Genomic DNA, 11494 nt, shown 5'->3' on the forward strand with positions numbered 1-11494 from the left:
ATCTCCTCCTTATTAGTCATATTACGGTTTAAATATATGGCACCATAGCTTAACCAATGCTAAAAAGTAGAAAGGCAACCATCTTCATAAAGATGGTTGCCCCTATTTTTAAACTTGCATCGCTTTTTCTCTCAAAGCTCTTCTCAGCAATTTACCTGTCGTATTCTTCGGCAATTCTGTTAAAAACTCGATACTCTTTGGTACTTTATATTTCGCTAAATGTAACGTACAGTAATGCATCAGTTCTTCTTCTGTTACGTTCGTTTGTTTCAGAACGACGTAAGCTCGCACTGCTTCTCCTAAGTTTTCATCAGGAACGCCGATTACGACCACTTCTGCTACAGATTCGTGTGTATACAATACTTCCTCTACTTCACGAGGGTATACGTTATAACCGCCAACTAGGACGATATCTTTTTTACGATCAACGATATAGAAGTAACCTTCTTCATCCATTTTCGCTAAGTCTCCTGTATACAACCAGCCTTCCTTTAATGTCGCAGCTGTATCTTCTGGCGCGTTATAATATCCCTTCATAACGTTAGGCCCGCGAACAATTAATTCACCGACTGCTCCGACAGGTACTTCTTCCCCAAGTTCATTTACAATTTTATTTTCTACATGCCAAATATTTGTACCGATTGATCCTGGTTTACGCGGACGATCAAGCGGGTTAAAACAAGTAACTGGTGATGCTTCTGATAAACCGTATCCTTCTGAAACGATAACGTCAAAACGTTTTTCAAAGTTTTGCAGAAGAGCAACTGGCATTGAAGCACCACCTGAAATACAAAGGCGAAGTGTCTTCACATCTTCTGCGCTTGCTTCTTCGAATAAATATAAATAATTGTACATCGTCGGTACACCAGCAAAAATCGTCGGTTCGTACGTACGACAAATACGGAATACTTCTTTCGGACTAAATTTCGGTAACATTAAAATCGTTGCTCCGTTCACAATCGGTGCATTGACCGCCACCGTTAAACAAAATACATGGAACATCGGCAGTGCCGCAACGACGCGATCATCAGCCGTATATTGTAAATACGACGCCACATCGCTCGCATTACTATATAAATTTTTATGAGTTAACATAGCGCCTTTCGGTTTTCCAGTCGTGCCTGAAGTGTATAGAATAACCGCTACATCTTCTTCATCTAGCTCTGGGCCTTCGTAAGTTAAATCTCCAGCCCCTATCATTCTAGTAAACGTTTTCATTTTTTCGGTTTCTGTATGGTTAAAATCTGATGAGGTTTCGCATATGATGATGTTTTCTAATGAAGGAAGTCTTGTTGTAAGAGATTGTATAACAGGTAGAAGGACGTCGAGTACGATGATTGTTTTTACATCTCCATTTTGTAAAATGTAATGTATTTCGTCTGCTGTATAAATTGGATTAACTGGAATAACAGTTGCTCCCGCTTTCATTGTTCCGTATAAACCGACCAAAAAATGTGGTGAATTTCCAACAACTAATGCAACATTGTCCCCTTTTCCAATGCCCATTTCTGCTAAATTGCTAGAAAACCTTGTGACCATTTTGTTTAATTGGTCATATGAGACCGACTGATCCATAAATATATAAGCCGTTTTATCCCCCTTCTTTTTCGCCGTTTCAGCCAAAGATTGAACGAGATTCACACAAACCCCACCTTTATAAAATTTAGAATATTTAAAAATTCTAAATTAATTATATTAAAAGAAAATTAAAGTGGCAAGTGTTATTCCATTAACTGCATATAGACAGATCACTTTCTCTTCATTTACTTTGGAAGGATAAGGGAATTTTGTTTGCAAGTAATTTATGAAACTAGACCAGAAATCATTTTAGGATAATATGCACTCATCTTTTCTCTCAGCATTGCAAGTTCTTGTTTATTTAAACTCGTATACTCCCCGTACAAGTTAAGAACGTCCGCTCCATCTTCATGAAAATACACCGTAACATATAATGTTGGTAACCCTGCATTGTCTTCATCTATTGAAAAGACGACATCTGGTGTCTTATTAACAGCGCTGAATGTTTCATTTCTTTTCCACTTCTTATTTTGAAACATGTCTTGTATTTCCTGTATCTTTCGTCTGTTATCTGTATGCGTAAAATATATAACATTATCTTTCGCTGGCTTTCCAATAGATAAAAGTGTGCGACTTTGGGACGTTTCATCGTTACAAGCTGTCATTCCGATGACAAAGCTGAGCAATAATACAACGTACATTACCCTCTTCATTTCAATCCGCCTCCTTTTAAATATATATATTCCTTTATAAGGGGCAAATGTCTTGTGATTTGATGGTATATGAAATTATATCGGCGATTTTTCACATATATCAGCGCAACTCCATTTATATCAGCGATTTTCCAAATATATCGACCGCAACTCGAAATATATCAGCGATTTTTAAAATATATCGACTTACCGACAAAACGCGACAATCTACGCAAAAAAAGAGGCTGCTCGTTACGGCAGCCTCCCTTATTTTTAGAAGAATAAATGTAAGAAATCTTCTGTTGTAATATTACCGAAGTAGCGTGCGATATCTACGCCTTCTAAAGCTGCAGTAAATGCATCTTTATCGAATTGTACGCCTGTTAGACGTTCTTCAATATCATGCACATCTAGTGAACCGAAGAAGTCACCGTAAATTTTGCATTCTGTTACTGTTCCTTTTTTCACTTCAAGACGAACATCAACTTGTCCAACTGGGAAGCGGTGTGAATGTTGTAAGTTGAACTTCGGAGATTTTCCGTAGTTCCAATCCCAATTTTGGTAGCGCTCTTCAGAAAGTTTATGGATTTCTTTCCAATCTTCTTCTGTTAATTCATACGTTGGAATTTCTGTTTCCCCTTCGAAAATTGTTTCTAGAAGAAGTTGTCTAAACTCTTCTGTCGTCATTTCTTCGTTCAGGAACTCTGTAATATTCGCAACGCGGCTACGGATTGATTTAATGCCTTTTGATTGGATTTTATCCATTTTTACTTTTAACGCTGATACGACGTGATCGATTTCAGAGTCAAATAGTAACGTACCGTGACTGAACATACGACCTTTCGTTGAGAACTGCGCGTTACCTGAAATTTTTCTACCTTCAGCTAAAATGTCGTTACGACCACTTAGTTCTGCATTTACACCTAATTTACCAAGCGCTTTCGTTACAGGCTCTGTGAATTTTTTGAAGTTACTGAAACTGTCCCCATCATCTTTCGTAATAAAGCTGAAGTTTAAGTTTCCTAAATCATGATATACTGCGCCTCCGCCTGATAGACGACGAACGACATGAATCCCTTTTTCTTTTACGTAATCAGCATTAATTTCTTCTACTGTATTTTGGTTTTTACCAATGATAATAGAAGGTTCGTTAATGTAGAACAGTAAATACGTTTCGTTAATATCTAAATTCTTCACACAATATTCTTCAATTGCTAAGTTTATTCTAGGATCTGTAATTCCTTTATTATCAATAAATAACATCGTATCACCTCATGAGTTCCATACGTAGCCACTATGCGCTAACGTAATATGGCCACTGAAAATTTGTTTTGCTTCTGTTACTAAATCAGCTGGATTGCCTGTATGCGGTAAGTGCGTTAATAAAAGTTCTTTTACATTTGCATCTTTCGCAATACTTGCTACTTCTGTACTATTCATATGCCTTGCTTTTGCAGCCTCTTGATGTGCATACATATTACACTCACAAATGAAAAGATCAGCACCTTTCGTGAATGGAATAAATTCAGGAATATAACTGGAATCTGCGCTATATACTACAGCGTCATTACCTGCTGTAATACGCATCGCAAAGCATGTAACAGGATGAACAGTTTTTAAGAATGAGATCGAGAACGGTCCAACTTGAAGTGTTTCTTCTGGATTGTACGCGATTCCTTTCGTATGCGGTTCATGCGTTAAAGAATGGAATCCACTCTCATCAAACGTATGACCGTATATTGGTAACTCCGGTAGTTGTCCTCTTGTGGCACTCATAATTAATCTCGCATATTGCAATACCCCAATATCTGCAACATGATCGTGATGGTAGTGCGACAGTACAACTGCATCTATATCAGACGGTGTTATATATTTTTGAAGCTGTGCTAGTACACCACTACCACAGTCTACAAGTAAACGAAAACCATCGTGTTCAAACAAATACCCCGACGTTGCTTCTCCCGCTTCTGGAAAGCCGCCCCAAAAGCCGACAACAGTCATTTTCATATGTATCCATCCTTTCTAAAACCGAGTAGAAATGCATGTTTTACTTACATCCTACATTGTTAACTATAATCCATTTCCTAAACTTTTTCATTAATTTTCAATTTTGTTATAAAACAGTTGTTGACTTTTGTTTTTTGTACTAATACAATAATAGTAAGAAATGGAAATGGAGGGATTGACATGATCGATCAACCAATGGAGTTTTTCAGAAATTTACCGACGAAAACTTGTGCGCACTGCGGGAAAGAAATTGATGAGCAGCACGAAGCATACCATAACAAATGTGATGACTGCGTTCACGAAGAATAGTAGTTTGTGAGCATAAAAAAACCTAGCAGACATAGTCTACTAGGCTAATAACATCGTATCCTTCATCGTTGAACCTTTCACCAAGAGCTCCAGTTCAAACTCATACAATTCTTTTTTTCGATAATTTTTCGTATGGATTTTATCCATCATCAGGTCGACAACTTTTCGGGCCATCTCATCGATTGGTTGTTCAATTGTCGTAATACCTGGCTCTGTAATCTGTGATAAAATTTGATTATCAAAACCGATAACAGCGAGATCATCTGGAATACTCCAGTCATGGCGCTTCGCCTCTGAGATAATTCCAGCTGCTACCTCATCGCCTCCTGCCAAAATCGCGGTAGGATTTTTTTTGTCCTTTAATACTTCATGGAATATTCGTTTTCCATCCTCCCAAGAGAAAGCGTTTTCAAGAAAATCAATCGCTTCTACTTGACGGCTCTTCTCCGTTATGGCACGTAAAAAGCCCATTTTTCGCTGTTGGCTAACGACTTTGGTTTCGTTACCACGGCAAAAAATAAGATTACGATATCCTTGTTCTAACACATGCTTAGCAGCTATGTATGCTCCTTGCGCATGATCAAACTTCACTGTTGGAATATTTGCTTCCTCAATATATTCATTACATAACACGATTGGACCGTGTTGTAAGTATGGCTCTACATCTTCCCACGGATTTTCTAGTGAACATAGAATAATCCCATCTACTTGCTTCGTAGATAATAATTGTAAATACTCCATCTCTTTTTCTGGTAAATATCTTGTTTGACAAATAATCAGTTTATATTTATGCTCAGAAGCAGCAATCTCGATTGCTTCAATAAATCTACTGAAGAAAGGATTTGTAATCCTTGGAACTAGCACCGCAATTGTTTCTGTTTTTTGTTTACGAAGCCTTCTCGCCGCAGAATTAGGAACGAAGCCTAAATGCTTCATTGCTAATTGAACCCTTTTTTTCTTCTCATCTGAAACATATGGATGATTATTAATCACCCTAGAAACCGTTGTCCTTGATAACCCCGCTAATTTCGCCACGTCCTCTATAGTCGACACGAAATTCTCCCCCTTTGCATGAAAACGTTTTCTTAAATTGATTATATAGTATATTATTGGAAACTGCAATACGGCTTCTTATGATTTTACTATATTAATATTATACATAGGGAAAAGTATGTTAATGGGAGGGGAATTTATATTCGTTTTAGAAGTTTACAGGAGGCATATTTATTAAAGATAGAGGGAGATACTTCATGAATCGGACGGATCGTTTATTAGCCATATTAATTGAATTACAAAGAAGACAAACTGTTACCGCACAAAGCTTAGCTGAAAAATTTGAGACAAGTATAAGAACGATTTATCGAGATATGGATGCACTTAGTGAATGTGGCGTCCCACTTTTCGCCATGCCCGGCCACGGTTATTCATTAATGGATGGTTATTTCTTGCCCCCCATTCAGCTTACGCCTGAAGAGGCTGTTACTCTTTTACTAGGCGGTGATTATATCGAGAAAACTTTCACTTCTTCTTTTTCTGTACATGCACGATCAGCAAAAGAGAAACTTGAAATTGTTCTCCCTGCTGATCAACAAAAGAAAGCCCAGGAATTACGAGAAACTTTTCGTTTCCTTTCTCCTATATTTTCACATCAGCAATCTGAACAAGAAAAACTAGAAAATCAACTTCTTCTATTGCAAGAATCTATTCAAAAAGAACAAGCTATCTCTTTTTCTTATCGGAAACCGAGAGAAACTACAAAAATAAAGCGGACCGTTCACCCTTACGGCTTAGTCAACATTTCAGGGATTTGGTACATCGTTGCCTACTGTTTACTTAGAAAACAAATACGTAATTTCCGCTTAGATCGAATGGAGGAATTACAGCAAGAACAAGAATTCTTTACAAAACCCGAAGACTTTTCTTTGCAAGAATATCAGCCTGAAAGCAACCGTACTGTGATGATTCATTTATTATTCCCCTCCCATATTGCACATAAAATTATTGAATCACGATATTTTTTTATAGATTCATATGAACATAGAGATAACTATTTTCACGTCTTTTTGAAATCTAGAAACATAGATGAAGTGTTTCAATGGGTATTGAGCTGGGGAAGCCAAGTGCACGTACTTGAACCAAAAATTCTTTCTGAAAAAATTCGTGATGAAGCAAAAAAAATGTTAAAACTTTAATTTCACTACTGACATAATGTTGTCAGTAGCCATCCTTTATATTAGGTATTAACAAATACATTTTCATAAAAGGGAGTTAACAATATGAAGAAATTTGAGGAATTAGCAACGTATTACATAGACGAATTAGAAAGGTACTCTATAGAACAATTTAGGATGAAGCCTTCTCATGAGGAATGGTCTCTCGGTCAAATGTATAATCACTTAATTTCAGCTACACGCATGCAGTTAGATGCAATCGCGAAATGCAGAACTGAATTACCTTCTGTAACTAACAAGAAAACAGATATGGGAGAAAAGGTATATAGGATGGGGGCTTTCCCAGACATAAAAATCAAATTACCAGATCATCCTGGATATACGCCTGAAAACCCAGCTAATAAAGAAGACGTACAGAAACAGCTTCTAGAATTAATTACAATTGTTAAAGACATTGAGCCAACACTTTCTTCTATCCCAAGTGATTGTAAAGTCGAACATCCTGGGCTTGGTTACTTACATGCAGCAGAATGGTTCCAGCTTATTTTTATGCATTTTGCACATCATCTTCGTCAGAAAGAGCGATTAGAGAACGCAATTTCATAATTTCTCATAAAGGGAAAATGGAATCCTCCCACCAATATAGTGGGAGGAAGAATAAAATGTTTTAAAGATGGCTCAGATATTTACCTGGCCATCTTTTTAATCATGACTATTAAAATGGAACTATACAAAGTACGCTACTAATTTGTAAGAACCCTCGTTGAAAAACTGAATTGAGACAATTATATACATTACTGAAAGTGAAAGTTCAAATAAAGTACTATTTTTATTTCTCAACAAAAAAACGTAGGGAATATAACAAATTACGAATATCACGTATTATAACAAATGGTGCGATTAAAGAATAATTTTTATAAAGCCCGCCATAATCATTCCCTCCTTTAATTCCTTAGACAAATATTCACACAAACTGTATTATACATTTCCATATAATTTATCTACACTTAAAAACATAATAACCTTATTTTTCAAACCTATTACAAGCCAAACTTTCTCAACAATTAATTACTAAAATACGATTTACAGCTATAAAACTATCACTTATCATTAAGGGGAATTTTACCATTTAAATAAAATACAGGTAAAATTCCCAGAAAAAAATAAATTGCACAAAGGGGATGGATTATGAAAAAGCTACATGCATTAACATTAACAATAGGGTTACTAGCTTCTACTGTGATTGTACCTACTGCTTCTCTGGCAAAAAGTGATGATTTACCTTACTTAAATGAAATCAAAAAAATGCAGCCCGATGTAAGTACACAAGAGCTAATATCTAGTATTAATGAATTAGCAAACAACACTGGGAATACAAAAGAAGCTGTTTCTGAACAGATTTATAAAGAGCTAAAAGCAGATGAAGAACAAGGCAAAAAAGAAGCAAGTAAAAAAATGAATACTTTAGGAGCTAGTGGTGGTACAGTTTCAGTAGGGAATAGCAATATGGGGGATTTCTTCTATACGGGTTCATACACTGCATACTTAAATCATGGACATGTTGGTATGTATTATAGTTCAAATACAATTGTTGAATCTGTACCAGGTGATGGCGTTCGTACAATTAGTACTACATCCCGTAAAGTAGATAAAGGAGATAAAGGAGATGCGGTAGTAAAATCCGTAAATACATCTTGGCAAAACAAAAATGATGCGGCATGGTGGGCAAAAGATCGTGTAGGTAAAGATTCATATTCTTATAATTTTGCTACAAATAGAAGTACAACCCATTATGGAGCTAAAAACTGTTCTAAATTAATTTGGTCGGCTTATAAACTTCATGGCGGACTAGATTTAGATAAAGATGGCGGTGCTGGTGTATATCCACGAGATGTTCGTGACGCAAAACAAACCTCAACAATTCGTAATATTTAATACTGAAGAAGAAGTGCAACAACTATAGTTGTTGCACTTCTTCTTATAAAAGGAGCTCATAACAGTGAAAAAAATAATCATTCTTATTTTAAGTGTAATTTTAATTGCAGCACTCATCTATTTTTTCTTCTTTAGAAACAGTACTGTAAATTCGATATCTGAAGAAGATATTGAAAAAAAGGATTTTTTAAAAGATAAACAAGCTGTCATATATCTCTCTTCTACCGCCGACCAAGATATGGATGGCAACGGGATTAGTTATGCGATATTCATCGATAAAAACGAAAAAGCACATGGATATAAAATGAATGGTTTAGAACTCGGCGGAATAGGTGTGTCTGATAACAAAAAAGAAATCGTACTAGAAAGTAAAGATAATATTAAATTTATTGGAGAAGATTTTAAAAATTATAAAATGAAATACCAACATACAGGAGATCAAAGGATATATTTAAAAAAACAAGACTTATTTGTTAACATTTACAATTCAGGCAGTAACTCCACTACTGGCAATTATGATTCAAATGTAATGTATGGTAATCAAAAGCAAATTCATAAAGGAAATATCCCTCATTATCTTATTAGTTCTGGCGTTAATACAGATGAAGTTTTAGTTTTAACTCAAGATATAGATAAAAATGAGCATAGTTTAAAAAAATTATTATTTAATGATTCAACTATGCATCTTGAAGATGTTACAACAATTAATCTTGATAAAAACATGTCGTATTCTAGTTACTCATCTATTTTAAGTGACTCAAATTTTTATTATACGATTTTAATTGAGAATGATAATTCAATTAAAGGAAAAGTATATTTATTACGCATTGATAAAAAATCATTAAAACAAGATTTAATTTTACTTTCTTCCGAGGAGAATTCCACAGCTTCCATACCATTTACAAAAAATAATTCCGCTTATCTACATAACAATGAATTATTTTTTATAAATGGACTAGGTGATGTCATAACTTTTAATACAGAAACAAATGCAGTCAATCTTAAATTCAAAATTGATTACCATGTAACCGATGGCGTTAGATATAATGAACAAACATATTTTGAAGACGATCAATTATATGTATTACGTTATAATGAAAAACAAGAACATAAATATTCTATAGAAACATACTCTCTAACAACCGGTAAAAAAATTAAAACTACTACAATCAAAGACATGGATCAAATTGTTACATCAGTTAAAGGTGGTAAATCCATTTACGCCTACGATTTTAAAATATTGCAACCAAATAAATAATAAGAAGCTCTGTTTTCAATAACAGAGCTTTTCATTTTAACTCCTCCCACTTCGTCCAAACTTCTCTTTCATTTATACGATACATATTATCCTCGCGATCCATAAACCCCTGCACAATAAACTCGCGTCTAATTGTACAAAAATCGTCATGATATTGTTTGATGAATGCATTGATTTCTTTTTCCGTATACTGATTCTCCGCATTTAACTTGCTAATTAAATGCTCTAACAATACTAGTTTTTTCTTCTTTTGACCTGGAATCGATTTTAGACGGTCCTCTTTATCGAAAAAGTTACGAATAGTTGTATCCCTGAATTTCATTTCACTTTCAGTCATTTTGTTGTCCTCCATCGATTTTTTCTTTATCATTTTTATTGATTTTTTTACTTAAAAAGTCAATAAAGTAATAACCACCCATTAACACATAGTAGAACGTAAGTATTCCAAATGCATCTCTCATACTTGTATATACTTCTTTATCAAACAATATAGGTGAAAGGGCATAAACAAGAAAAATAATTAGCGGATTTATAATTAAATAAGAAATATGTTTTCTTTTCATCATATCCCCCCTCTACTCTATGTTTCTCTGTAAATTGTTGTAATTCCTATCTTTTATTTAGCCTACACATGAAATATGGTGAAATTAAGAAAAAAAGGGATATAAAACAACCATTACATTATGAAGAAAATATTTTATCCACTTTAAATACAGTTGTACACCTTTCTTACAACTGTATTTCTTTTTCATTTTTACTCCTCTCATCTACACTTCTCTTAATTTATTTATTACTTTTACGTCTGCAACTTTTTATTTAAATTAATAAATTCAATATGGTAAATTATGTTATAATTTAATTATACATACTTTGGAGGGGAAATAGTGAAAAAAGCTATTATCGTATTAAGCATCCTATATCTTATTTTAACCGTACATACAGGAGCTGTTCTTTTAGGAAAAGAGGATTATAAAGGGACTATCAATACATTAAAGAAAACAAAGGAAACCGCTTCCTTCCAATCTGCAAAAGACGGTGTGATTTTATTAAAAGGAACATTAACTACCGCGCAACCTATTACAGAGGAAAAACTTCAAAATAAAGAATTCGCACTCCTTGAAATTAATACATATAAACGACGAAAAGCAAATTGGATAAACATTAATACTGAGCAGCATATTGCAAAGCAACTCTTACTAAACAACGAGACTCTTCCTGTCTTAAAAGAAATCCGTTTCTCAATGGAACCAATTACACTGTCAGGCAAAGATATTTCTGCCGAAGACTATTCACTAAAAAAGAATGATACCCAATTAACAATTAAAGGTAAAGGATACCGATACACCGGAATAGAAAACAAATCAGACGTTCTTATTTTTGGCATAAAAAAAGGAGATACACTTGAAGGTTATAGTGGCTCTGAAATTCTAATAGGAAAAACAAAAGAGGACATTGCCAGCAACATGAAACTATATACTTTTGCTGAAAAATATGGTCCATTTGTTTGGATTGTAGCTACAATTATTCTTATAAGTATTGCTATATACTTCTTCCGTAAAAATAGAAAAACAAATGAAATTTCTCAGCCAATAAAACAAAACTAA

Annotated in this window: 13 protein-coding genes; 6 read left to right on the top strand and 7 right to left on the bottom strand. The window is 34.5% G+C overall.

The window, feature by feature from the left end:
* Nucleotides 1-108: 108 nt before the first annotated feature.
* The 4 genes from LMD38_RS20995 to LMD38_RS21010 form a co-directional block, all read right to left on the bottom strand.
* Nucleotides 109-1641, bottom strand: coding sequence for a fatty acid--CoA ligase family protein (locus LMD38_RS20995; protein ID WP_227585698.1), 1533 nt, complete (start codon nucleotides 1639-1641; stop codon nucleotides 109-111).
* A gap of 161 nt (nucleotides 1642-1802) precedes the next feature.
* Nucleotides 1803-2231 (bottom strand): hypothetical protein, encoded by a 429-nt coding sequence (locus LMD38_RS21000; RefSeq protein WP_016716739.1) that lies wholly within the window; start codon nucleotides 2229-2231, stop codon nucleotides 1803-1805.
* 252 nt (nucleotides 2232-2483) lie between these two features.
* Nucleotides 2484-3473 (bottom strand): lipoate--protein ligase, encoded by a 990-nt coding sequence (locus LMD38_RS21005; protein ID WP_000897255.1) that lies wholly within the window; start codon nucleotides 3471-3473, stop codon nucleotides 2484-2486.
* 9 nt (nucleotides 3474-3482) lie between these two features.
* A complete protein-coding gene (locus tag LMD38_RS21010; protein ID WP_228919970.1) occupies nucleotides 3483-4217 on the bottom strand; it encodes an MBL fold metallo-hydrolase in 735 nt (244 codons plus the stop codon).
* A gap of 180 nt (nucleotides 4218-4397) precedes the next feature.
* On the opposite strand from LMD38_RS21010, the gene yhfH reads away from it, so the two are divergent.
* The gene (gene yhfH, locus LMD38_RS21015; protein WP_000567010.1) at nucleotides 4398-4526 is read left to right on the top strand and encodes a protein YhfH; all 129 of its coding nucleotides are present in this window, start codon (nucleotides 4398-4400) and stop codon (nucleotides 4524-4526) included.
* Nucleotides 4527-4565: 39 nt separating this feature from the next.
* Here yhfH and LMD38_RS21020 read toward each other — a convergent pair whose 3' ends face one another.
* The gene (locus tag LMD38_RS21020) at nucleotides 4566-5579 is read right to left on the bottom strand and encodes a LacI family DNA-binding transcriptional regulator (RefSeq protein WP_000103718.1); all 1014 of its coding nucleotides are present in this window, start codon (nucleotides 5577-5579) and stop codon (nucleotides 4566-4568) included.
* A gap of 197 nt (nucleotides 5580-5776) precedes the next feature.
* On the opposite strand from LMD38_RS21020, the gene LMD38_RS21025 reads away from it, so the two are divergent.
* From LMD38_RS21025 to LMD38_RS21040, 4 genes are all read left to right on the top strand, one after another.
* Nucleotides 5777-6718, top strand: coding sequence for a helix-turn-helix transcriptional regulator (locus LMD38_RS21025; RefSeq protein WP_062821623.1), 942 nt, complete (start codon nucleotides 5777-5779; stop codon nucleotides 6716-6718).
* An 84-nt stretch (nucleotides 6719-6802) separates the two neighbouring features.
* Nucleotides 6803-7303: a DinB family protein gene (locus tag LMD38_RS21030; RefSeq protein WP_016716736.1), complete on the top strand. Its 501-nt coding sequence runs from the start codon at nucleotides 6803-6805 to the stop codon at nucleotides 7301-7303.
* A gap of 582 nt (nucleotides 7304-7885) precedes the next feature.
* The gene (locus tag LMD38_RS21035; RefSeq protein WP_228919972.1) at nucleotides 7886-8632 is read left to right on the top strand and encodes a hypothetical protein; all 747 of its coding nucleotides are present in this window, start codon (nucleotides 7886-7888) and stop codon (nucleotides 8630-8632) included.
* 64 nt (nucleotides 8633-8696) lie between these two features.
* A complete protein-coding gene (locus LMD38_RS21040) occupies nucleotides 8697-9890 on the top strand; it encodes a hypothetical protein (RefSeq protein WP_000720213.1) in 1194 nt (397 codons plus the stop codon).
* Nucleotides 9891-9921: 31 nt separating this feature from the next.
* Here the strand turns inward: LMD38_RS21040 and LMD38_RS21045 are convergent, their stop codons facing one another.
* Nucleotides 9922-10227, bottom strand: a complete 306-nt coding sequence (locus tag LMD38_RS21045; protein WP_016716734.1) for a DUF2087 domain-containing protein — start codon at nucleotides 10225-10227, stop codon at nucleotides 9922-9924.
* Entirely contained in the window at nucleotides 10220-10456 is a 237-nt protein-coding gene (locus LMD38_RS21050; protein WP_029141072.1) for a hypothetical protein, read from the bottom strand. Before LMD38_RS21050 ends, LMD38_RS21045 begins: the two co-directional genes overlap by 8 nt.
* Nucleotides 10457-10774: 318 nt before the next feature.
* On the opposite strand from LMD38_RS21050, the gene LMD38_RS21055 reads away from it, so the two are divergent.
* Complete coding sequence (locus tag LMD38_RS21055; protein ID WP_016716732.1) at nucleotides 10775-11494, top strand: hypothetical protein; 720 nt, start codon at nucleotides 10775-10777, stop codon at nucleotides 11492-11494.

The organism is Bacillus pacificus (assembly GCF_020861345.1).
In the GTDB taxonomy this organism is placed as follows: domain Bacteria; phylum Bacillota; class Bacilli; order Bacillales; family Bacillaceae_G; genus Bacillus_A; species Bacillus_A pacificus.

Excerpts from the sequence above, each read along its gene's own strand:
- LMD38_RS21035 (WP_228919972.1), top strand. The coding sequence starts at position 7,886 with ATGAAAAAGCTACATGCATTAACATTAACAATAGGGTTACTAGCTTCT.
- LMD38_RS21030 (WP_016716736.1), top strand. The coding sequence starts at position 6,803 with ATGAAGAAATTTGAGGAATTAGCAACGTATTACATAGACGAATTAGAA.
- LMD38_RS21010 (WP_228919970.1), bottom strand. The coding sequence starts at position 4,217 with ATGAAAATGACTGTTGTCGGCTTTTGGGGCGGCTTTCCAGAAGCGGGA.
- LMD38_RS21045 (WP_016716734.1), bottom strand. The coding sequence starts at position 10,227 with ATGACTGAAAGTGAAATGAAATTCAGGGATACAACTATTCGTAACTTT.
- LMD38_RS21050 (WP_029141072.1), bottom strand. The coding sequence starts at position 10,456 with ATGATGAAAAGAAAACATATTTCTTATTTAATTATAAATCCGCTAATT.
- LMD38_RS21025 (WP_062821623.1), top strand. The coding sequence starts at position 5,777 with ATGAATCGGACGGATCGTTTATTAGCCATATTAATTGAATTACAAAGA.
- LMD38_RS21000 (WP_016716739.1), bottom strand. The coding sequence starts at position 2,231 with ATGAAGAGGGTAATGTACGTTGTATTATTGCTCAGCTTTGTCATCGGA.
- LMD38_RS21005 (WP_000897255.1), bottom strand. The coding sequence starts at position 3,473 with ATGTTATTTATTGATAATAAAGGAATTACAGATCCTAGAATAAACTTA.
- yhfH (WP_000567010.1), top strand. The coding sequence starts at position 4,398 with ATGATCGATCAACCAATGGAGTTTTTCAGAAATTTACCGACGAAAACT.